Genomic DNA, 22,242 nt, shown 5'->3' on the forward strand with positions numbered 1-22,242 from the left:
GGCGCGAGAGCTTCATGAGCCGAACTCCTGAGCGATCAAGGAGCCCGCCCGCCCCACCCGACGATTTCGAGGCTTCCCCGCAGCCTCGACCCCGAAACTCAGGAGTTTCGCTCGGTCACCGACCCGTGTCGCGAGCGGAGACCACCCGCAGGGGCCGTGGAGTCCCGCACCACCAACTCCGGCTCCGCCGGGAGCTCCGCCGCATGCCCGAGCACAGCGGCCACCGCGTACTCGGCCTCGCCCTCGACGTCGAGGCGCACCGTGGTGAGCGCGGGCGTGTAGAAAGCGGCATCCGGGTTGTCGTCGAACCCGGTCACCGAGACGTCCGCGGGAACGCGCACCCCTCGCGCAGCGAGACCGGCGACGAGCCCCAACGCCATCTGGTCGTTGGCGACCGCCACAGCCGTGGCCCCCGCGGCGACCCGCGCGGCGACCTCAGCCGCAAGCGCCGAGCCCGAGGCCGCGCTCCAATCCCCCTCGACACGGCCGACGAGCGACAGCCCCCGACGGGTCACGGCGTCGGCGACCCCCGCGGTGCGGGCGAGGGCTTCGCGCCAGTCGGAGGGTCCGGCGAGCTCGACGATCGAGCGATGTCCGAGGTCGGCGAGATGATCCACGACGAGGGCAGCCGCATCGCGTTGGCGGGTGCCCGAGGCGCCGTACAGCGGCACGATCGGTACGTCGTACCCCTCGAGAGGAGTGACCCCGTGCGCTGCGACCAGCACGACCCCGTCGACTCCCTGGGCGAGCAGGTGCCGCACCGCGGCGTCGATGTCGGCGGGGTCGTCGGAGTCGGTGTACGCGGTCGAGATCCACCGCCCGCGCGCCCGCGCCGCCCGTTCGAGAGCGGCGATGCCCGCCGAGGGCCCGTGCAGGACGGCATCGGATGCCACGACCCCCACCGTGCGCGTCAAACTCGTGCCGAGCGCTCGCGCGGCATTGTTCACGCGGTAATCGAGGTCGGCCACCGCGGCGAGAACGCGCTCGCGCGTGCTGTCACGGATGCCGGCGTAGCCGTTGAGCACACGCGAGACGGTCTGCGTCGAGACCCCCGCGGCGGCCGCGACCTCGCGCACGCCGATGCGCTTGCCCCCGACCTCGCCGCTCATGGTCCCTCACAGTAGCGGCGCGCACCCCCCTCGGTTCACCGACGCCGCTCGCTGTGCGATGGCGCGATGCCACCGCGCACCGGGATCCCCCATCGCGGGCGCATGCAGACGAAGGCGGGTCACGGCGCGACGGTAGAAGCGGGACGACGACTTCGACAGGCGGGGGAAAGCGTCCGCGCCATCCCCGATGAGACCGCTCCCGTAGACGGGGCGAACCCGCCGACGCCCCCCTTACAAGACGCCGACGGGCCCGCGTCTACTCTCGCGCACGAAGGGCGGCGATTGACTCGTAGTTGCGGCGGATCAGCTCTCGGTGGTTTGATTCGACCGCGCGTGTCGTCGCGACCGTCCATTCGATCGGACCACCCGCGAGAACGCCCGCGGCCTGTCTCGCCGCGCCGAGGGCGACATACTCCCCCGCGGCCGGCACGACGATGTCGGCGTCGAACACCTCGGCGGCGATCCGCGCGACACCCGCATTGGCTGCCGCCCCGCCGACGAGCAGGATCCGCCGCACCTCGACGCCCTGCGCCTGGATCGCCTCGAGTCCGGCCGCCAGCCCGCTGAGCATGCCCTCGATCGCGGCGCGAGCCAGGTTCGGTCGGTTCGTGGATGCCAGGGTCAGCCCGTTCAGGGAGGCTTTGGCGTTCGGGAGGTTGGGCGTGCGCTCCCCTTCGAACCAGGGAACGAGCACGACACCGCCGGCGCCCGGCTCGGCCTGCAGGGCGAGGGCGCCGAGCTCCTCGTGGGTCACGCCGAGGAGACCCGCGATCGCGTCGAGCACGCGCGCCGCGTTCAGCGTCGCGACGAGCGGCAGGAAACGGCCGGTCGCATCTGCGAAACCGGCGACGGCGCCCGTCGTGTCACGCGTGGGGGCCTCGGCGACGGCGAACACCGTGCCCGACGTCCCCAGCGACACCACGACATCACCCGGACCCGCCCCCAATCCCAGAGCGGCGCCGGCGTTGTCGCCCGCACCGGGGCCGACCAGTGCGCCACCCGTCAACGTGCCGGCGCTCTCCCAGGGCCCCAACACGCGCGGCAGCAGCGCATCGTGGCCGAGAGCGCGACGGAAGAGGTCGAGGTCGTAGCCGTCGGCGCCCCAGTAGGCGGTGCCCGACGCATCGGAGCGGTCGGTGACCAGCTCCTCGAGAACGGCGTTCCCCGGGCCGAAGCCGCGCAGACGCCAGGTCAACCAGTCATGCGGGAGTGCGACGGCGGCGACTCGCGCGGCGTTGTCGGGCTCGGCGTCGCGCAACCAACGGAGCTTGGTGCCGGTGAACGAGGCGACCGGCACGGCGCCCGTGCGCTCGGCGAACGCCTCCGCGCCCACCTCGTCGATGAGGTCGCGAGCGGCCTGCGCCGAGCGGGTGTCGTTCCACAGCAGCGCGTCGCGGATCACCGCGCCCTCCGCATCCAGGACGACCATGCCGTGCTGCTGACCCGCGATCGACACCGCCGCGACGTCGTCGAGACCACCCGCCTGGGCGATGGCATCCTGGAGCGCCTTCCACCAGGCCTCGGGGTCGACCGAGGTCCCGGCAGGGTGCGAGGCGCGCCCCTCGCGCACGAGCTTCCCGGTCTCGGCGTCGACGACGACGACCTTGCACGACTGCGTCGACGAGTCGACTCCCATGACGAGCGCCATGCTCTGCCCTTCTGTCCGCCACGCCTCCGTCGGCGCGGCTCGTGTGGTTTTGTCTCTGGGCCGCAGCCCGTAACGCGCCGGGGCGGGGCCGGGGCCCTGCCCGAGCCCCAACCCCTCCGTTGAGTGTCCAAAACACCCGGAGTGATTTCGAAATCGTCCGGGTGTTCTTGACACTCAACGCGGGTGCGCGGCGCCGGAACGGGCGTGATGCCCGCGCCGACGGCGAGCCGGGACGGGCCTGGATGCCGCGGCATCCAGGCCCGAGAGGCTCAGCGCGCGCCGAGCAGGTGCTCGGTGGCGAGCTGCTGCAGGCGGACGAAGCCGAAGCCCTTGCCGCCGAGGTAGGCGTCGGTGTCGAAGTCCTCGTAGGCCGAGCGGTCGGCGAGGAAGTCGTCGTAGGTCTCGCCCTCGTTGAGCGTCGGCTGGGCGAGTTCGGCGACCTTGGCGGCCTCGAGCGCCTCCTGCACCTCGGGGTCGGCGCGGAAGGCCGCGGCGCGCTCCTTGAGCAGCAGGTAGGTGTTCATGTTGGCCGAGACCGAGTCCCAGACACCCGTCTCGTCCTCGGTGCGAGAAGGCTTGTAGTCGAAGTGACGGGGGCCGTCGTACGCGGGGACCCCGCCGGGGCCGCCGTTCTCGAGCAGGTCGACCAGGGCGAAGGCGTTGTGCAGATCGCCGTGGCCGAACACGAGGTCCTGGTCGTACTTGATGCCGCGCTGGCCGTTGAGGTCGATGTGGAAGAGCTTGCCGTGATACAGCGCCTGGGCGATGCCGGCGGCGAAGTTCAGGCCCGCCATCTGCTCGTGACCGACCTCGGGGTTCAGGCCCACCAGCTCGGGACGCTCGAGCGAGTCGATGAAGGCGATCGCGTGGCCGAGCGTGGGCAGCAGGATGTCGCCGCGGGGCTCGTTCGGCTTGGGCTCGATCGCGAAGCGGATGTCGTAGCCCTTGTCGGTCACGTAGTCGCCGAGCAGGTTGACGGCCTCGCGGTAGCGCTCGAGCGCCTGGCGGATGTCCTTCGCGGAGTCGTACTCGGCGCCCTCGCGGCCACCCCACATGACGAAGGTCTTGGCGCCCAGCTCGGCGGCGAGGTCGAGGTTGCGCAGCACCTTGCGCAGCGCGAACCGGCGCACCTGGCGGTCGTTGGAGGTGAAGCCGCCGTCCTTGAAGACGGGGGCGGAGAAGAGGTTGGTGGTGACCATCGGCGTGATGATGCCGGTGTCCTTCATCGCGCCCTTGAGGCGGTCGATCTGCTTCTGGCGCTCGGCGTCGGTGGAGCCGAAGGCGAAGAGGTCGTCGTCGTGGAAGGTCAGGCCGTAGGCGCCGAGCTCGGCGAGCTTCTCGACGACGTGCACGACGTCGAGGGGCTCACGCGTGGGGCCGCCGAAGGGGTCGGTGCCGTTGTAGCCGACGGTCCAGAGTCCGAACGAGAACTTGTCATCGCGGGTGGGGGTGGGCATTCCTGCTCCTTCGCATGGACGCACGGGCACGCGGTGACGCACCTCGGGTTTGTTGGTGCTCACAACATATACCCCGGATGCCGTGGCGTCCAGCGCTCGGCTCAGATTCCCAGGGCCGAGTCCACGACGGCGAACACCGCGGGATCCCAGGTGAGGGCGCGCTCCCAGGGCAGTCCGAACCCGTCGGCGAAGAAGATGCTGTGGACGTGGTCGGGGAACGAGTGCCGGTCGATGACGGGCACCACCTCGAGGGGGACGTCGTCGGCCCGGCCGCTTCGCAGCGAGACCAGCCCGTCGTGCGGCCAGAGCTGCGCGGGCTCGGTCGCGGCCGCGAAGTGACCCGCGCCGATCGCCGTGACGGGGATGCCGTCGAGCACACCCGCCTGCGTCTGATTCCACCCCCGCAGAAAACGGCGCGATACCTGCTCGGCTGCCCCTTGCGAGTTGGCCGCCGCGTACGCGAGCGTCTGCTCCAGGATCGCCGTCGTCGCGGGGTCGCCGTGGGCATCGGCGGGGGTGAGGTCTCCCGCCACGGCGTCGCCGAGGACAGCACCGTCCCACGGCGTTCCCAGCGTCACGAGCCGGTCGACGCGCGGTCCGTCGGTTCGGAGCTCGCGGATCGCCGCCCGAGAGAACAGTCCGCCCATCGAGTGTCCGACGAGATCGACGCTCCCGAGCCCGTGCTCGTCGCGGAGCCAGCGGACGAACGCGGCGAGCGCGACACCCGCGTCGTCGACGGCCCCGACCGCGTTGACCGTCACCTCGGCCGGCAGGACGAGGGGCACGTCGTCGAAGCCCTGCCACCCGGCATCCCGCTCGACCGTCCCCACTCCCATCCGGGCGGGGGCGGTGAAGACCGCGACGCCGGCGGAGACGAAGTGCTCGCGCAGAGCGGTGAGCGTGTTGCCCGCGGCCAGGCCCGTCGCCGCGGCGCGTTCCGGGTCGGTGTACGGAGTGACGGCGGCGCCACCGGAAACGAGGACGACGGCATCTGCCACGGAGACTCCTTCGCGGTTCGGATCCCGCTCAGCGCGGGAGCGCGTCTTCGATCGCGGCGACGACCTCGGGGGCATCGGGCTGCGTACGCGGGCTGAAACGGGTCACGCGCCCGTCGGGGGCGACGACGAACTTCTCGAAGTTCCACGAGATGCGGCCGGTCTTGCCCTCGGCATCCGGGGTCGAGGTCAGCTCCTTGTAGAGCGGATGGGCGTTGCGCCCGTTGATCTTCACCTTCTCCGACATCGGGAACGTCACACCCCACGTCGCGGAGCAGTACTCGGCGATCTTGTCGTCGTCGCTGAGCTCCTGCAGGAACTGGTTGCTGGGGAAGCCGATGACCGTGAAGCCGCGGTCGCCGTACTGCTTGTGCAGCGCCTCGAGGGTTTCGTACTGACCCGCGAGACCACAGCGCGAAGCGACGTTCACCACCAGGGCGGCCTTGCCGTCGGTCAACGCGCCGAAGGTCGTCTGCTCGCCGCGGATGGTCGTGATCGGGATGCCGGAGAGGTCCATGCTCCGATCCTGGCACCGTCCGCTTTGCCCGGGGTGGGAATCCCGGCGCCCGGCGCGCCGATCCGGAGCAGCGCCCCGGGCGGCGCCCCGCACCAGGCCCGCGCCCCGCGCCAGGCCTCGCCCCGCACCAGGCCTCGCCCCGCACCAGGCCTCGCCCCGCGCATAAACGCGATCCGCGCGCGGAAACACGTGGACACCGCGTTTCTGCGAGCGGATCGCGTTTCTGCCGAATCGGCGCGGAGCCGAGGCTCGGCCGGAGCGGCGCGCAGCCGCACCGCGGCGTTCGCCCATGGCACAGTGGTCCCATGGTCATCGCGGGCAGCCGGGGCGACGGCATGCGCCGCGCCAACCTCGCGCTCGTGCTGCGCACGGTGCATCGCGAGGGCCCCCGCTCCCGCGCCGCCCTCACCGAGGCGACGGGACTCAACCGCTCGACCATCGCCGACCTCGTGGGCGAATTGCAGCGCGCGGGACTCGTCGTCGAGCGCGCCTCCGACGCCCAGGGCCGGGTCGGCCGACCGTCGCCCATCGTGACGCCGGACCCCCGTGTCGTCGCCCTCGCGGTCAACCCCGAGGTCGACGCGCTCGACGTCGGCGCGATCAGCCTGGACGGCACCGTCGTCGTGCGGGAACGCATCGAGCAGACTGCCCTGCTGACCCCGAGGCGCGTCGCCGAACTCGTCGCCGATCGCCTGTCGGCGTGGCACCGCGGACCGCTCGCGAACACCCGGATCGTCGGGGTGGGCGCCGCCGTCCCCGGGCCGGTCCGCGCGTCGGACGGCGTCGTCCGGGAGGCGCCCCACCTCGGCTGGATCGAGGCGCGGATCGGCGTCATGCTCGCCGACGCCACCGGCTTCCGCGCCCACGTCGGCAACGACGCAGCCCTCGGCGCCCTCGCCGAGTACCTCTTCGGGGCCGCGCGCGGCGCGCACGACGTCGTCTACCTCAACGGCGGAGCGAGCGGCATCGGCGGCGCGGTGATCGTCGGCGGCGTCCCGCTCGGCGGCGAGGGCGGGTACGCCGGGGAGTTCGGCCAGAACCGGCCCGGCATCGCCGACACGGCCGATCGGCGCGCACCCGACGGCGTGCTCGAAGACGAGGTCAGCCGCGCCTTCCTGCTCGCGGCCGTGGGCCTCGAGGGCGGTGACGATGCAGCCCTGGCTGCCGCCCTGGCATCCACCACCGACCCCGCCGCTCATGCTGAAGTCGCCCGGCAGCGGCGCATCCTCGCGACGGCGCTCGCGAACGCCGCCAACGTGTTGAACCCGGCGGTGATCGTGCTGGGCGGGTTCCTTGCGGTCCTGGCCGCTCGCGACCTCGACGCCCTCGACGCCGCCGTGCGCGCCCAGACCGTCCCGGCCTGCGCCGAGGGTCTGCGCCTCGCCGTCGCCGAGCTGGGCGAGGACCGCCTGCTCGTGGGCGCGGCCGAGGCGGTGTTCGAGGCGCAGCTCTTCCCGGGACGCTGAGCGCTGCGGCGAACACGTCGGCGTACCGGCCCCGATGTCGGCGGCGCGGTGCAAGATGGAGGCGTGACCCAACGACGTGACGCCGGCTCCACCTGGTCGGGCAACCACCGCTACCGCGCGACCGAAGTGCTGCTGCCCGGCGACGTCGACGAGCTCGCCGAGGTGGTGGCATCCGCCCCCACTCTGCGCGTACAGGCCACGCGGCACACCTTCAACGACGTAGCCGACTCCGATGCGTCCCTGGTGTCGCTCGAACGCCTGCCGACGCGGGTCGAGATGGTGGGCGACCGCGTGCGCGTCGAGGGACTCGTCACTTTCGCGCAACTCGCGCCCGTCCTCGAGGCCGAGGGGCGGGCGCTGCACAACCTCGGCTCGCTCCCCCACATCTCGATCGTGGGGGCCACCGCCACCGGCACCCACGGCTCGGGCGTGCGCAACGGAAACCTCTCCAGCGCCCTCCGCGCCGTCGAGATCATGGATGCCGACGGCCGCACGCACCGTATCGATCACACGCACGAGTGGTTCGGCGCCGCCGCCCTCAGCCTCGGCGCCCTCGGCGTCGTCACCGCCGTCGAGCTGCAGACCAAACCCACGTACGAGGTCACGCAGCAGGCCTACACCGGCGTCGCCTGGGAAGACATCGTCGGAGACATCGAGGGGGTGTTCGGCGGCTCGCGCAGCGTGAGCGTCTTCACGACCTGGGGCGATCCCGAGCACGACCTCGTGTGGGCGAAGAGCGACGATGGCGCGCCGTCGTGGGTCGAGGAGATCGGCGGCCGAGCCGTCGGCGACGACATCCACCTCGGCCGCATCCGCACGGTCGACAACACCACCCCGCGCGGCACGCCCGGCCCGTGGCACACGCGCCTTCCGCACTTCCGTGCCGACGCCCTGCCGAGCGATGGCGACGAGATCCAGAGCGAGTACTTCGTGCCCCTCGCCTCCGCGCGCGAGGCCCTGGCGGCCGTGCGAGCCCTCGCCTCGACGTTCGACGATCAGCTGCTCGTGACCGAGCTGCGCACGGTCGCGGCCGACGAGCTGTGGCTGAGCCCGGCGTACCAGCGCGATGTCATGGTCATCCACTTCACGTGGCGCAACGACACCGACGGCGTCCTGGCGGTGCTCCCCACGATCGAGCAGGCGCTCGCACCCTTCGACGCCCGCCCGCACTGGGGCAAGGCGTTCACGATGCCCGGCGAGCGGATCCTGTCGACCCTCCCCCGCTCGGGCGACTTCCTCGCCGTGGCGCGCGAGGTAGACCCGCGCGGTGTCTTCCGCAACGACTACCTGCGGCGGACCCTGGGCTTGTAGCCCGGGACGGGCCCGCGCAAGCTCAGCAATCCGTACAAAATCAGCCCCGAGGCCTGAAACCCGACTGAGTTCGCGCAAATCCCAGAGGATGCGCAACGCCCGCACTCGGTGCCCGCGCACACTCAGCAATCCGGACAAAGTCAGCCGCAAGGCCCGAACCCGGAGTGAGCTTGCGCAAATCCCAGAGGATGCGCAACGCCCGCGCTCGGTGCCCGCACACACTCAGCGCCCCGCACAAAATCAGCCCCAAGGCCTGAAACCCGACTGAGCTCGTGCAAATCCCAGAGGATGCGCGACGCCCACACTCGGCGCCCGCACACACTCAGCAATCCGCACAAAATCAGCAACCCACACAAAATCAGCCCCAAGGCCCGAAACCCGACTGAGCTCACGCAAATCCCAGAGGATGCGCGACGCCCACACTCGGCGCCCGCACACACTCAGCAATCCGCACACACTCAGCAACCCACACAAAATCAGCCCCCAAGGCCGGAAACCCGACTGAGTTTGCGCAAATCCCGGAGGATACGCGACGCGCCCGCCCCGAACCGCGAAAGCGACGCCGCCCACCGCGGCGCCGCCTGCGTGGCATCCGGGATCAGCGGCTGGAGTAGCCGCCGTCGATGGGGAGCGAGACGCCTGAGATCATGCCGGCACCGTCGCCGAGCAAGAAGACGATGGGGGCGGCGATGTCGTCCTCGGTGGCCCACTTGTGCAGCGGCATGGCCTCGAGGAAGGGACCCTCGATGTCGGGGCGCCCCCAGTACCAGGCCGACATGGGGGTCATGACGACCGTCGGGTTCACGCTGTTGACGCGGATGCCGTAGCCGCCGAGCTCGAGGGCCGAGACGCGCGTGATGTTGTCGAGGGCGGCCTTCGACGAGCCGTACGAGATGTGGCCGGTGAGGGCGACGAGGCTCGCCTGGCTCGAGACGTTGACGATCGCGCCGCCCTTGCCCACGCGGATCATCTCGCGCGAGGCGTACTTGGTGACCAGCAGCGACCCGCGGGCGTTGATGCGCATGACCTTGTCGAACACGTCGATGTCGGTCTCCATCGGCGTGGCGATCTCGCCGCCCCAGCCGCCGCAGTTGACGACGCCGTACAGGTCTCGTCCCTCGATCGCGGTGCGGATCTGCTCCTCCGACTCGAGGTCGAAGACGACGGGCTCGGCTCCGGTCTCGGCGGAGATCGCAGTGACGCTGTCGGCGTCGCGACCGGCGGCGAGCACCGTCGCTCCGGCGGCGACGAGATGGCGGACGGTCGCTCCGCCGATGCCGCCGCCGGCTCCGGTGACGAGGATGGTGCGATCGGTGAATTCGGTCATGGAGGGCTCTTTCGAAGGTCCTGGAGGCGAGGACGACGGCGATGTCGTCGCGGCCCATGATAACCACAGAATCACGCGGATGACTTCGGTGTCATGACGAATTGATCACGGGTGTTGACACCGGTGTCACGGTGGGCTTAGCGTAACCGGAGTTCGACCGGCGATCGCTCGCCGGAACCGCTTCATCGACGCAGCACACTCGACGTGCGGCGTCCCCGGAAGGACCACACCGCCGTGACCCCCACCTCGGAGAACGCCGCGCCGACCACGGCCGCAGCCGTGCACCTCGACGACCTCGTCGAGCGTGCACGGCAGCTGGTGGCCACCGGCGAGCGTCGCGTGCTGGGTCTGTGCGGAACGCCCGGCGCGGGCAAGTCCACCGTGAGCGACGCCCTTCTCGCCGCTCTCGGCGACGACGCGGTCCTGGTCGGCATGGACGGCTTCCACCTCGCCAACGAGGAACTCCTCCGGCTCGGCCGACGCGACCGCAAGGGTGCGCCCGACACCTTCGACGTCGACGGCTACGTCGCCCTGCTCGATCGCATCCGCGCCGGTCACGCCGTGTACGCCCCGCGCTTCGACCGCGGACTCGAGGAGTCCATCGGCTCGGCGGTCCTCGTGCCCGCCGACGTGCCGCTCATCATCACCGAGGGCAACTACCTCCTGCACGACGAGTTCGGGTGGGATGCCGTGGCTCCCCGCCTCGACGAGGTGTGGTTCCTCGACATCGAGGCGCACGCCCGCCGCGAGCGACTGATAGCCCGCCGCCTCTCCCACGACCACCCCCACGACGAGGCCGTCGCCTGGGTCCGCGAGGTCGATGAGCGTAACGCGCTCGTCGTCGAACGCGGCCGCCACCGCGCCGATCTCATCGTCACCGTCTCCGATGCCCCCGTCGGTCCCCACGAAGGAGCTTCCTCATGAGCACCACCACGACCGTGCCCGTGCTGCAGGCGCGCGGCCTGTCGCGTCAGTTCGGATCCGTCCGCGCCCTCAACAACGTGGACTTCGAGGTCTACCCCGGTGAGGTCACCGCCCTCATCGGCGACAACGGCGCCGGCAAATCCACCCTCGTGAAGGCCCTGTCGGGCAACCTCGCGGTCGATGAGGGCGAGATCCTCTTCGACGGCAAGCCGATCGACATGTCGAACCCGCAGATCGCATCGTCGCTCGGGATCGAGACGGTCTATCAGGACCTCGCTCTCGCGCCCCACCTCGACCCGGTGCAGAACATGTACCTCGGCCGCGAGATCCGTCGCCCCGGTGTGGCGGGGGCCCTGGGCTTCATGAAGACCAAGGACATGGCGAAGGCCTCCCGCGCGGCGTTCGACGAGCTCGGCGCCACGGTGCGTTCCCTCACCTCGCCCGTCGGCGAGATGTCGGGCGGTCAGCGTCAGGCGATCGCGATCGCCCGCGCCGTGCACTGGGCGTCTCGCGTGGTGTTCCTCGACGAGCCGACCGCGGCCCTCGGTGTGCGCCAGACCAAGAACGTCCTCGAGACCATCCGGCGCGTGCGCGACAAGGGCATCGCCGTCGTCTTCATCTCGCACTCGATGCCGCACGTCATCGACGTATCCGACCGCATCCAGGTGCTGCGCCTGGGCACCCGGGTCGCGAACGTCGACGCCAAGAACACCTCCATGGAAGAACTCGTCGGGCTCATGACCGGCGCCGTCACGAAGGACGACCAGAAGTGAGCCTCAAGACTCCCCCGACCGAGACCGTCGCGATCGGCACGTTCGACGACAACAAGAAGACGAACCCCGTCGTCGCGACCCTGCGGACCCAGGCGTTCCAGATCCTCCTGGTGCTGCTGGCGATCATCATCGTCTTCAGCATCATCGCTCCCGATTCGTTCGCGCAGTGGTCGAACTTCCGCCTCATCATCCAGAACGCCTCGATCCTCGCCGTGCTCGCGGTGGGCATGACCTACGTGATCATCACGGCCGGCATCGATCTCTCCGTCGGCTCGGTACTGGTGTTCTCCGGCGTCGTCTCGGCGCTCGCCATGAGGGCGATGGGCGGTGAGGGCTGGGGCGTCGCGACCGTCGGAATCATCGTCGCCGTCCTCAGCGGCGTGTGCTGGGGCCTGTTCAACGGCTTCCTCATCGCGAAGGCGAAGATCCCGCCGCTCATCGTGACCCTGGGTTCGCTCGGCATGGCCCTCGGTCTCGCGCAGATCCTCACCGGCGGCGTCGACATCCGCGACGTCCCCACCGTCCTCACCGTCTCGATCGGCTACGGCAACGTCTTCGGCTCCGTCCCGATCATCAGCGTCATCGCGCTGGTCGTCGTCCTGATCGGCGCGGTCGTGCTGCACTTCACGCGCTTCGGTCTCTACACGCTGGCGGTGGGCTCGAGCGAGATCGCCGCCCGACGGGTCGGCGTGAAGGTCGACGCCCAGCTCATCAAGATCTACACGATCTCGGGCGCCCTGGCGGGGCTCGGCGGCATCCTGTCGCTCTCGCAGTTCTCGACCACCGCCATCGCCGGTCAGTCGCAGACCAACCTCAACGTGATCGCGGCCGTCGTGATCGGCGGAACGTCGCTCTTCGGCGGCGTCGGCACGATCATGGGCACGGTCGTCGGCCTGTTCATCCCCGCGGTGCTGCAGAACGGCTTCGTCATCACCGGCGTGCAGCCCTTCTGGCAGCAGGTCGCGGTGGGCGCGGTGCTGATCGCGGCGGTCTACGTCGACCAGGTCCGCCGGACGGCCGCGACCCGCGGCAATTCGCAGGGCCTCTGGCGCAAGTTCCTCAGCGGAGGCCGGCGCGGCTGAACCGCTGCGGCATCCCTTCCCTCTCAACCCCCTTACCAACCCGAACAAAGAACGGTGAACACAATGAAGTGGAACAACAAGGCGACCGCCCTGACGGTCTTCGGTGTGGCGGCGACGCTGACCCTCGCGGGCTGCTCGGGCGGCTCGGCCTCGGGCGGTGCGTCCGGCGGTGCCGACGGGTACAAGATCGCGTTCGTGCAGGGCGTCGCCGGAGATGAGTTCTACATCTCCATGCAGTGCGGCATCCAGTCCGAAGCCGCCAAAGAAGGCGCCACCGTCACCACCCAGGGCCCCGAGAAGTTCGACCCCACCCTGCAGAAGCCCATCGTCGACGCCGTCGTCGCCTCCAAGCCCGACGCCCTTCTCATCGCCCCGACCGACGTCTCGGCCATGCAGGCGCCGATCGCCGCAGCCGAGGCCGCGGGCATCAAGGTCGTCCTCGTCGACACCACCCTCGAAGACCCCTCCGGAGCCGTGTCGCAGATCTCCTCCGACAACGAAGGCGGCGGAGCCGCAGCCTTCGAGGCGATCCAGAAGGCGAACCCCAACGGCGGCAAGGTCCTCGTCGTCTCCACCGACCCCGGTGTCTCCACCACCGACGCCCGCGCCCAGGGCTTCGAAGACGCCGTCAAGAAGGACTCGAAGTTCGAATCCGTCGGCGTGCAGTACTCGCACAACGAGCCCTCCACCGCCGCCGAGATCGTCACCGCCGCCCTCCAGAAGGACCCCGACATCGTCGGCATCTTCGCCGCGAACCTGTTCGCCGCCGAGGGCTCCGCCACCGGCGTGCAGCAGGCCGGCAAGCAGGGCTCCGTCACCATCGTCGGCTTCGACGCCGGCCCCGCCCAGGTCAAGGCCCTCGAAGCCGGCACCGTCCAGGCCCTCGTCGCCCAGGAGCCCGCCACCATCGGCGAAGACGGCGTCAAGCAGGCCATCGCCGCCCTCAAGGGCGAAACCACCGAAGCCAAGATCCAGACCGGCTTCACCATCCTCACGAAGGACAACATCACCACCGACGGCAAGGACGCGGTCTACAAGTCCTCCTGCTAACACCCCGGATGCCGGGACCCGGAGCGACTGCCCGGGTCCCGGCATCCACACTTCTGATCTCGGTCTGGGGCGGGTTCCGCACCAGACCCGCTCGCCCCCTTTCCCGACACACGGAGCCCCGCATGACCGACCTCACCGCCGCCGCCCTCCCCTCCCTCGCGGCAAACGTCTCCGTTCCGACGTACGACAGGTCGGCCGTGCGCCCGCGCATCGTGCACTTCGGTGTGGGCGGCTTCCACCGGGCGCACGAGGCCATGTACCTCGACCGACTGCTCGAAGCCGGCCACACCGAATGGGGTCTGTGCGGAGTCGGGGTCCTGTCGGTCGATGCGGCCATGCGCGACGCGCTCGCTGCGCAAGACGACCTCTACACGCTCGTCACCACCGCGCCCGACAGCACCTCTGCTGCGCGCGTCGTCGGATCGATCGTCGAGTATCTCTTCGTGCCCGACGACCCCGAGGCCGTCGCCGCCAAGCTCGCCGATCCCGACACCGCGATCGTCTCGCTCACCATCACCGAGGGCGGGTACGGCGTCGACGATGCGACGGGCGAGTACGCGCCGCGCGACGAGGCGACCCTCGCCGATCTCGACGGCGCCGTCCCTCCCCGCAGCGTCATGGGCCTGCTCACCGAGGGTCTTCGTCGGCGGCGGGATGCCGGCATCCCGGCCTTCACCGTGATGTCGTGCGACAACATCCAGGGCAACGGACGCGTGGCCCGCGCCGCCCTCCGCGGCTTCGCCGAGCGTCTCGACCCCGAGCTGGGTCGCTGGATCTCCAAGAACGTGTCGTTCCCGAACTCGATGGTCGATCGCATCACCCCGGTCACCACCGACGAGACGCGCGCCGCGGTCGCCGAGGAGTTCGGCATCCGGGACCGCTGGCCCGTGAGAAGCGAGTCGTTCGAGCAGTGGGTGCTCGAAGACGCCTTTCCCGCCGGCCGACCGCCGTTCGACGAGGTCGGTGTGCAACTCGTCGACGACGTCGAGCCCTACGAGCTGATGAAGCTGCGGCTGCTCAACGCCTCGCACCAGGCGATGAGCTATCTCGGGATCCTGTCGGGGGCGCACTACGTGCACGAGGTGTGCACCGACCCGCTGTTCGTCGACTTCCTGCGGGGGTACATGCACGAGGAAGCGATCCCGACGCTCCGACCCGTGCCGGGCATCGACCTCGACGCGTACTGCGACCAGCTCCTCGCCCGCTTCGGCAGCGAGGCGATCCGCGACACCCTCGCGCGTCAGGTCGTGGACGGCTCCGACCGCCTGCCCAAGTTCCTGCTGCCCGTCGTCCGCGAACAGCTCGCCTCGGGCGGGAGCATCGATCACTGCGCCCTCGTGCTCGCGGGGTGGAGCGTGTTCCTCGAGGGCCGCACCGAGACGGGCGAGGAGACTCCCGCCGTCGACAGCCGCCTCAACGAGCTCCGCGCGATCGTCACCGATGATCCCGCGGCGCTCCTCGACTACGCTCCGGTGTTCGGTGACCTCGGTCGCGACGCCCGTCTGCGCGAGGCCTACCTGTCGGCCCGCGCGTCGCTCGCCGAGCGCGGCGCCCGCGGCGCGATCGCCGCGCTGACGGCCTGATCACCGCGCACGAGTCGCCGGGTCCCGCCCCTCAGTCGCGGGTGAGGCCCCGCAGGAATCCGGCGATCGCGTCGTGGAAGCGCGCGGGGTCCTGGTTCGCCTCGTTGCAGTGACCGGTCGCGTCGAACGCGACGAGCTCGGCACCCGGATGCCGTTTCACGTAGGCGAGCGACCCGCTCACCGGCACCACCGGGTCGCGGAGGCTGTGCACGATCAGCGTGGGCACCCGGGGTGCCGGACGCGGCCCGTCGACCCAGTTGAGCGCCGGAGCGTCCACCGCTTCGATCAGTCCCAGCGCCTTCGCGCCGAGGCTGCTGCCGAGGATGCGCATCGACGCGCCGGCGACCGAGCGCGGGAGGCGAGCACCCGCGACGGCGTTCTCGACGACGCGCGTCCAGTCGAGGGCGGGGGCGACGAGCACGAGGGCCGTGACCCGGTCGCGGTGCGCCGACTGCTCGAGCGCGAGCATCGCGATCGTCCCGCCCATCGACCACGCGACCAGCACGATCTCCCGCGCTCCCTGCTCGATCGCATAAGAGATCGCATCGTCGACATCGCGCCACTCGCGCGTGCCGAGCGTCGAGGGGAGGGAGTCCGCGGGGGCGCACTCCTCGTCGCCGGCGTACGACACGACGAGCGACATCCAGCCCGCCTCCACGGCCGCCGGGGCGGAGCGCAGAGCGCCGTTGCGGCTCGAGCGCAGGCCGTGCACATGGATCGTCCATCGGCCGTCCGTGCTCTCGCGGTCGCCGATCTCCCAGGCCTCCGCGACACCGCCGCGGCGCAGGGGCACGGAGACATGGCGGGTGGGGCCGACCTCTTCGGGGGCGCCGATGCTCTGCGAGGTCCAGGTGGCGACGGCATCCCCGTCTTCGAGCCCGTCCGGCCGCGACGCGAGCGCACGCATGACACGGTCCCTCTCGATGCGGAGCGGCTCGCCCACGACGACGTGCCGGCCGTCATCGAGCCACAGACCGTAGGTTCCCGGCTCGCGGCTCTCCGGCGTGGCGGGCACGGTGACGGTGTCGCCCGCGAGCGTGATCGGGGCGTAGACCTTCGGCGCCTTGGGCGCGATGAGGCGGCGGGCGACGTAGCCGGCGAGGGCCGTGTGGGCGACGGCGACGGTCGCGGCGGCGACGCCGGTTCCGACGGCGAGGGAACGGATCATGAACGGGCTCCGGTGGTTCGGCGGGTCAGGTGGGCGTCGATGTCGTCGAGCAGGGCGCGCTGCGCGGGGGCGAGCGGCGTCGAGGTGGCGATCGCGTCGTCCTCGACGGCGACACGCAGGGCGTGCAGGCGCGTGTCGGTGACGGCGTCCGCGGGGAGCCCCGGGAACGAGTGCACACCGCGTTCGCGCGCGATCGGCTCGAGCCGCGCGAGCAGGTCCTCGCCCCGTCGACGGATCTTCGCCGTCGTGCGGGATGCCACGAAGATGCCCACCACGAACGACACGACGCCGAGGTAGAACAGGGGGTCGAACAGTGCGCTGACCACGGCGTCGGGCTCGAAGAAACGCGTCAGCGTGAGATCGAGGATCTCGCTCAGACACCCGAGCACGATCCCGACGGCCCCGACGCGGAAGAACACGCGCGTTCTCGGCAGCGACCCGCGGGCCGAGCGCAACAGCAGCAGGCCGACGAGGGCGATGCCCGCCATGTGCAGCACCCCGTACGCCCAGGCCCCGGTGGAGGTCACCGCCAAGTCCTCGAGGAAGCGGAACGAGGACGTCCCGCGCTCGGGCATCGCGACGAAGAAGACGACGGCGAAGAGGGCGGCGAGCAACCCGGGGAACCCCCACCGCAGCGTGCGGATGCGCGCCGTCACCGGAGCGGTTCCGGCCTGGATGCCGAGCCACAGCGCCACCATCGTGAGCACGTTCTGCACGAGCTTGAGGACGTTCGTGCCACCGAGCAGGCCGTCGAGAAGGCCGAGCGGGATGATCGTGCCCTGGGTGAGCAGGGCAATCGAGCCGACGAGTGCGGCAAGCCAGGCGATGCGCGCTCGGGGCTGACGCCAGGCGACCCGCGCCCGCAGCACGACCACGAGCAGCAGGCCCGCGAGCGCCGCGTCGATGAGCATCACGGTCACCACGACGACTCGGCCACCCTCGGCGAGGCGTACAGCAGACGGGCGATGCGGTGCGCGACGTGCTCGGCGACCAGCTCCGCCTCGTACTCGGGCGTGGTCAGTCGCGGGTTGTCGTGAGGCGAGACCGACGAGCGCTCGTGCAGGGCGCCCGAGCAGTGCGCGTCGTCGAGCAGGTGCCCCAGTTCGTGGGAGGCGGCGAACTGGCTGTAGATCACGGCATCCGAGGCCCGAACGTGGATGCTGCCCTCGCGCCGGTCGGCGAAATAGGTGAGGAAGCCGGTCAGCGTCCCCCACCCCGTGGTGTCGACCTCTCGCACGACGCGCAGGCGGATCTCCAGTGCCCGCTCCACCGCGTGGACGACCTCGTCGAAGGTCATTCCGGGGGTCAGGCCGGCACGCTGAAGCGCGTGCTCCACGCGCGCGTTCACGCGATCGAGCGTCTCGTCCGTCTCCGTCATCCCCGTCCCCCCTTACGGCCGATCATGTCGCGGGCGGCCTCCCGCGCAGGGAGTGGGCGATCGCGCGGAGGGCGTCGGGCGACATCTCCCCCAGGGCGCGGAACTGGATGCTGCTGGCTCCGGCTTCGCGCATGGCGTCGCGCAGCTCGAGCTCGGCATCGGTGCGGTCGGTGACGGCGTCGTCGGTGTAGTCGGTGAGGTACTCGGTGGGGACGTCGGCCCACTGCGTGATGAGGCGAAGCACCTCCTCGTCGAGCACGACCGTGTTGGTGGCCGCGGCCAGCAGAGCCCGGGCGCTCTCGGCCGACGCGGGATCGATCTCGTCGAGGTGATCGACGAGATCGCTCTCGCGGGCCGCCTGGCTGGCGACGAGCCGGCGGACTCGCGCGGCGAGCGGGCCCGCGGGAACCCGCATCTCGACCCGCGGAGCCGACTCGGGGTTCGCGACCTCTTCGGGGGACACCCCGAGGGCGGCGGCGAGCGCTTCGATGTCGTTGGTGTTGTAGGGCAGCGAGAAGCCGGCACGCGACTGGTAATAGCTCTTCGTCATTCCGGCGCGACTGATCAACTCACCCACCGTCAGGCCTTTCGCCCGACGCAGGCGGTCCACATTCGCCACCACTCGACGGGAGTACCGCGAGGGTGGTCCGACGGCGCCGCGACCCACGTTTCGATCGTAGACGCCCTCGACCGCCACCGGATGATCGTATTTACGACCCGAGGCCGGGTGCTATTTACGAAGCCCTGTGCTTGTATGGATGAAGACCGCACGCGAGGCGTCCGTGGGGGAACCCTCGCGTGCGAGAGGTCGGAAGAGGCTTTCCGGTCCGTCGGCGATGGGCGCGGCACCATTGGGGGGTGCCGCGCCCGTTCGCTCTCCGGTTCGGGGCAGAGCGTCGCCCAGCCGGGCGAGACCCCGCGAGTCGCCGAGAGGTCCGGGGGGCGGTCACCGCACCTCTGAGTCGCGGGAGCGCCTCACAGCGCGCAGGACTCCCGTTCGATGAGCGACACGTCGATCACCGTCAGCTCATCGAGGCCGAGACCGGCGTCGGGCTGGAGGCGCGCGAAGACGCGCTCGGCCGCCAGCGCACCGATACGGCGCGGATCCTGGTCCACCACCGTGACCGAGGGGGTCAGGGTGTCGGCCATCGGGAAATCGCCGAAGCCGACGAACGGCATCGCCTGCCCGCGCAGCACGTGCACGAGGGCCATCGACGAGCGGGCGTTCGCGGAGAACACGGCGGTGGGCGGGTCCGAGAGCGCGCGCAGGCGTTCGAGGGCGGATGCCGCGGACTCACGGTCCGACACCTGCGAGGCGATGAGCTGCTCATCGACGTCGACCCCGGCTTCGCGCAGCGCTCGCCGCCAGCCCTCGACGCGCTTGGTCTCGGTCGAGAGGTGCACCATGTCGCCGACGTAGGCGATGCGGCGGTGACCGTGCGAGAGCAGATGGGCCGTGGCCGCGTGCGCGCCGGCTTCGTCGTTCTCGGTGAAGGTGTCGGTGTGAAGGCCCACCGGGGCGCGGTCGACGAACACGATCGGGGTGTGGCCGCGCCAGCGTTCGAGCCAGGAGTGGTCGGTGCCGACCGGCGCGATGACCAGGCCCGTGAGCTGACGGCCGAGGAGGGACTCGAGGGCGGGCCGCTCGTCGGCCGGGTCTTCGCCGAGGCTGGTCACGAGGGTCGAAAGCCCCCGGCGTCGCGCGGTGTCCTCGACGGAGCGCGCGATCGCGGCGAAGAACGGGTCGACGACATCGGGAACGGCCACCCCGATGACCGAGGCGCGCCCCGCGCGGAAGGTCGTCGCGAGGGCGTTGGGCACATAGTTGAGCTCGCGCATCGCGGCCTCGACGAGGGCGCGGGTGTCGGGCAGCACGTGGGGGTCGTCGTTGAAGACACGCGACACGGTCTTGGTGCTCACCCCGGCGCGCAGGGCGACATCGCGCATGGTGGTCACGAGGCACCTCCGGGATAGGGGTTCGGACGGGGGGCTGCTCCGACAGGCCACCCTATCCGGCGGCGGGTGGAACCCGCCCGCCCGGGCCCGCGACGACGCTCCCCCGCGTGCACCCGCGGGCAGCTCGCCGCGTCCCGGGCGGGCGTGGTCACGTCAGCAGCCGTCGACCGCGTCGGCGAGCTCGCGCAGGCGCGGCAGGGCACGACCGGTGAGCAGCTCCTCGCGGCGGTCGGCGTCGATCGAGAGGCTGTCCTTCCACAGCGACCGGCCGGCCATCGCACCCGAGGCGCCGTTCGCGACGGCGGTGCGCACCTGCTCGATGAAGGTCTCGTGATCGACGCCGGCCGACAGCACCGCCCACGGCACCCCCTGGGCGACCTCGGTCACGCGGGCACTGGCCTCGGCCGAGCCGGGGTACTGCAGCTTGAGGATCTTCGCGCCGCAGGCGACGGCGAGCGCGGCGCCGTCGACCACGAGGTCGGCGAACTTCGCGCGGTACTCCTCGTCGCTCTCGCCCTCGAGCTGGTAGGTCAGCAGCTCGACGATGAGCAGCAGCCCCTCGGCCTCGCACGCGGCGACCAGGTCGCGGATCTCCTGCGCGACGCGGGAGTCGGCATCCTGCTTGTCGGGGCGCGTGTAATAGAGCATCTTCGCCACGGTGCCGCCCATGTCACGGACGGTGCGGGGCGTCACACCCGGCACGAAGCGCGTGTACTTCAGCGCGTCCACGGTCTCGAATCCCGAGGCGTCGAGGCCGACGACGAGGCCGGTCTCGCGGTCGAGAACGCCGTCGTCGACGATCTGGGGCAGGGCGACCTCGGGGTCGAGCAGGATCGCGGGGGCGTGGTTGGCGAGGTGGCGCACGAGGTCGGCCTTCACCTCGGCGAGCTCCTCGCGCGTGATCGCTTCGGAGCCGTTCGGGGCGTCCTTGATGGCGGCCTTCATGCCGTTGCGCTGATCGGCGGCGACGATGAGCATGTGGCCGTCGGCGGTGCTGATCGACTGGAGCGCACGGCGCTCGAGCGTGGTGAGTTCGTTCATGATCTCTCTTCTCTGGGGTCTTCGCGCGCGGGTCCGCGCGGGGGTCTGGTCAGGAGGGGACGGATGCCGAGACGAGGCGCCGCGCCATGTCGGCGGCTCCCCACGCGACGTCCTGCTCGCGGGTGGACAGGGACGGTTTCGGCAGCACCTCGGCGCGGGCGCGGCGGACCGAAGCCATTCCCGCCCAACCGCCGGTCAGGGTGGAGTGGGTGGCAGGAGCGACTTCGCGGTCCATCGCGGCGATGAGCTGGGCGACCTCGTCGTTGCTGTGACGCAGCGCCGCCTGGAAGATCTCGGCGGGTGATGCCTCGGCGTGGAGGGTCAGGCGCAGCACGCCGTCGTCGTTTCGGGCGCCGGTGACCTCGACGGCCCCCGCGGGCAGCTCCCCTTCGAGGGGCAACGCCATGGCCGCGGCGTCGAGGGCATCCCGGCCGGCGCGGTCGCTGATGCCGGCGGCGTGCAGGACCCGGCGCAGCAGCAGTCCGGTCTTCACGCCCGCGACGAGCACGTGCTGACCGGGCACGACGTGGCGCACCTCGTTGATGAGCGCGTCCGCCAGGCGCTGACGCGCCGCGAAGCCCAGCGGCGCGTCGAGCACCCGCAGCAGCACCTCGGCGGTGCCGAGCGAGACGTGGTAGCCGTCGGCATCCAGGGTCCCGTTGGCTTGCGCGGCGACGAGGTGGTCGTGGCCGGCGACCGTGAGAGCGGCCCCGGCGACACGGGAGCCGAAGGCACCGGATGCCGTGCCCCAGGGCAGTCCGCCCCCGCGCAGCGGCGGCAGGAGGTCGGCGGTGACGCCCAGCGCGTCGAGCATCGCGGGCCAGGCGGCGCCGGAGTCCTGGTCGATGAGGCCGGTGCGCGAGGCGAGCGAGAGCTCGAGGGCGGTGTCGCCCCCGAGTGCCGCGACGACGAACTCCGGGAGATCGAGCCACCGCAGGCCCGTGAGGTCGGTGCCCTGATCGCGCAGCCACGCGAGCTTGGCGACACTCACCTGGGCACCGAGCGGCAGACCCGTCCGCCCCGCGAACTCCTCGCGCACCACGGCGGGGAATGCGGCGATCTGCGCGAGCCCGCGCGGGTCGAACCACGCGAAGCCGGGTGCGACGGCCCGGCCTTCGGCGTCGATGAGGATGCCGGTCTCGCCCATGCCCGCGACGGCGAGCGAGGCGAGCGGGGCGGAGGCGAGCGGAGCGAGTTGCGTATCGATCAGAGCGATCAGCGTCCGGATCGCGTCGAGCAACTCGTCGGCGACGATGTCGGTGGTCCCGCCCTCGCCGACGCGCCACGGCGTGGGCACCTGGGCGCCGGCGATCTCGCTGCCGTCGTCGGCGATGACGAGCATCTTGATCGCGGTGCTGCCGAGGTCGAGTCCGCCGTGCAGGCGCGCCGACCTCGCAACCATGTCACCGGTGTCTCGCATGAGCGGCCGTCCTTTCCGGAACTTCTCCGAGTCCCGG

General features: G+C 71.1%; 20 protein-coding genes. 7 read left to right on the forward strand and 13 right to left on the reverse strand.

Features of this window, described 5'->3' with window-relative positions:
• Nucleotides 1-98: 98 nt before the first annotated feature.
• From QE416_RS02545 to QE416_RS02565, 5 genes are all read right to left on the reverse strand, one after another.
• Nucleotides 99-1,109 (reverse strand): LacI family DNA-binding transcriptional regulator, encoded by a 1,011-nt coding sequence (locus QE416_RS02545; protein ID WP_210072877.1) that lies wholly within the window; start codon nucleotides 1,107-1,109, stop codon nucleotides 99-101.
• Nucleotides 1,110-1,365: 256 nt separating this feature from the next.
• The gene (gene xylB, locus QE416_RS02550; RefSeq protein WP_307313213.1) at nucleotides 1,366-2,757 is read right to left on the reverse strand and encodes a xylulokinase; all 1,392 of its coding nucleotides are present in this window, start codon (nucleotides 2,755-2,757) and stop codon (nucleotides 1,366-1,368) included.
• Between the two features lie 269 nt (nucleotides 2,758-3,026).
• Nucleotides 3,027-4,214, reverse strand: a complete 1,188-nt coding sequence (xylA, locus tag QE416_RS02555; protein ID WP_307313216.1) for a xylose isomerase — start codon at nucleotides 4,212-4,214, stop codon at nucleotides 3,027-3,029.
• 101 nt (nucleotides 4,215-4,315) lie between these two features.
• Nucleotides 4,316-5,212, reverse strand: coding sequence for an alpha/beta fold hydrolase (locus tag QE416_RS02560; RefSeq protein WP_307313218.1), 897 nt, complete (start codon nucleotides 5,210-5,212; stop codon nucleotides 4,316-4,318).
• Nucleotides 5,213-5,240: 28 nt separating this feature from the next.
• Nucleotides 5,241-5,726: a glutathione peroxidase gene (locus tag QE416_RS02565; protein ID WP_210072869.1), complete on the reverse strand. Its 486-nt coding sequence runs from the start codon at nucleotides 5,724-5,726 to the stop codon at nucleotides 5,241-5,243.
• 305 nt (nucleotides 5,727-6,031) lie between these two features.
• Here QE416_RS02565 and QE416_RS02570 point away from each other — a divergent pair, with 305 nt between their 5' ends.
• Nucleotides 6,032-7,192 (forward strand): ROK family transcriptional regulator, encoded by a 1,161-nt coding sequence (locus tag QE416_RS02570; RefSeq protein WP_307313223.1) that lies wholly within the window; start codon nucleotides 6,032-6,034, stop codon nucleotides 7,190-7,192.
• 63 nt (nucleotides 7,193-7,255) lie between these two features.
• Nucleotides 7,256-8,503: a D-arabinono-1,4-lactone oxidase gene (locus QE416_RS02575; RefSeq protein WP_307313226.1), complete on the forward strand. Its 1,248-nt coding sequence runs from the start codon at nucleotides 7,256-7,258 to the stop codon at nucleotides 8,501-8,503.
• Between the two features lie 598 nt (nucleotides 8,504-9,101).
• On the opposite strand, the gene QE416_RS02580 is transcribed toward QE416_RS02575, so the two are convergent.
• Nucleotides 9,102-9,830, reverse strand: coding sequence for an SDR family oxidoreductase (locus QE416_RS02580; protein WP_307313228.1), 729 nt, complete (start codon nucleotides 9,828-9,830; stop codon nucleotides 9,102-9,104).
• A gap of 234 nt (nucleotides 9,831-10,064) precedes the next feature.
• Here QE416_RS02580 and QE416_RS02585 point away from each other — a divergent pair, with 234 nt between their 5' ends.
• The 5 genes from QE416_RS02585 (at nucleotide 10,065) to QE416_RS02605 (ending at nucleotide 15,242) form a co-directional block, all read left to right on the forward strand.
• Complete coding sequence (locus QE416_RS02585) at nucleotides 10,065-10,754, forward strand: nucleoside/nucleotide kinase family protein (RefSeq protein ID WP_267788149.1); 690 nt, start codon at nucleotides 10,065-10,067, stop codon at nucleotides 10,752-10,754.
• A complete protein-coding gene (locus QE416_RS02590; protein WP_103205786.1) occupies nucleotides 10,751-11,527 on the forward strand; it encodes an ATP-binding cassette domain-containing protein in 777 nt (258 codons plus the stop codon). Before QE416_RS02585 ends, QE416_RS02590 begins: the two co-directional genes overlap by 4 nt.
• A complete protein-coding gene (locus QE416_RS02595; protein ID WP_307313231.1) occupies nucleotides 11,524-12,609 on the forward strand; it encodes an ABC transporter permease in 1,086 nt (361 codons plus the stop codon). Before QE416_RS02590 ends, QE416_RS02595 begins: the two co-directional genes overlap by 4 nt.
• A 63-nt stretch (nucleotides 12,610-12,672) precedes the next feature.
• Nucleotides 12,673-13,659 carry an ABC transporter substrate-binding protein gene (locus QE416_RS02600; protein ID WP_307313233.1) on the forward strand — a complete coding sequence of 329 codons (987 nt, stop codon included), beginning with the start codon at nucleotides 12,673-12,675 and terminating at the stop codon, nucleotides 13,657-13,659.
• Nucleotides 13,660-13,781: 122 nt separating this feature from the next.
• The gene (locus QE416_RS02605) at nucleotides 13,782-15,242 is read left to right on the forward strand and encodes a mannitol dehydrogenase family protein (protein ID WP_307313236.1); all 1,461 of its coding nucleotides are present in this window, start codon (nucleotides 13,782-13,784) and stop codon (nucleotides 15,240-15,242) included.
• A gap of 31 nt (nucleotides 15,243-15,273) precedes the next feature.
• Here QE416_RS02605 and QE416_RS02610 read toward each other — a convergent pair whose 3' ends face one another.
• The 7 genes from QE416_RS02610 to QE416_RS02640 all read right to left on the reverse strand — a co-directional run bounded on the left by QE416_RS02610 (nucleotide 15,274) and on the right by QE416_RS02640 (nucleotide 22,187).
• Nucleotides 15,274-16,410: a S9 family peptidase gene (locus tag QE416_RS02610; RefSeq protein WP_267788156.1), complete on the reverse strand. Its 1,137-nt coding sequence runs from the start codon at nucleotides 16,408-16,410 to the stop codon at nucleotides 15,274-15,276.
• A complete protein-coding gene (locus tag QE416_RS02615) occupies nucleotides 16,407-17,330 on the reverse strand; it encodes a hypothetical protein (RefSeq protein WP_307313240.1) in 924 nt (307 codons plus the stop codon). The genes QE416_RS02610 and QE416_RS02615 overlap by 4 nt, the downstream gene beginning before the upstream one ends.
• Nucleotides 17,327-17,788 carry a hypothetical protein gene (locus tag QE416_RS02620; protein WP_307313242.1) on the reverse strand — a complete coding sequence of 154 codons (462 nt, stop codon included), beginning with the start codon at nucleotides 17,786-17,788 and terminating at the stop codon, nucleotides 17,327-17,329. Before QE416_RS02620 ends, QE416_RS02615 begins: the two co-directional genes overlap by 4 nt.
• Nucleotides 17,789-17,810: 22 nt before the next feature.
• The gene (locus tag QE416_RS02625) at nucleotides 17,811-18,455 is read right to left on the reverse strand and encodes a helix-turn-helix domain-containing protein (RefSeq protein ID WP_210072847.1); all 645 of its coding nucleotides are present in this window, start codon (nucleotides 18,453-18,455) and stop codon (nucleotides 17,811-17,813) included.
• A 308-nt stretch (nucleotides 18,456-18,763) separates the two neighbouring features.
• A complete protein-coding gene (locus QE416_RS02630) occupies nucleotides 18,764-19,735 on the reverse strand; it encodes a LacI family DNA-binding transcriptional regulator (RefSeq protein ID WP_307317839.1) in 972 nt (323 codons plus the stop codon).
• A gap of 162 nt (nucleotides 19,736-19,897) precedes the next feature.
• Nucleotides 19,898-20,785 carry a hypothetical protein gene (locus QE416_RS02635; protein ID WP_307313244.1) on the reverse strand — a complete coding sequence of 296 codons (888 nt, stop codon included), beginning with the start codon at nucleotides 20,783-20,785 and terminating at the stop codon, nucleotides 19,898-19,900.
• A gap of 49 nt (nucleotides 20,786-20,834) precedes the next feature.
• On the reverse strand, nucleotides 20,835-22,187 hold the full coding sequence (locus QE416_RS02640; protein WP_307313247.1) for an FGGY family carbohydrate kinase: 1,353 nt from the start codon (nucleotides 22,185-22,187) through the stop codon (nucleotides 20,835-20,837).
• Between the last annotated feature and the right edge of the window lie 55 nt (nucleotides 22,188-22,242).

Source organism: Microbacterium sp. SORGH_AS_0421, from assembly GCF_030818635.1.
GTDB lineage: Bacteria > Actinomycetota > Actinomycetes > Actinomycetales > Microbacteriaceae > Microbacterium.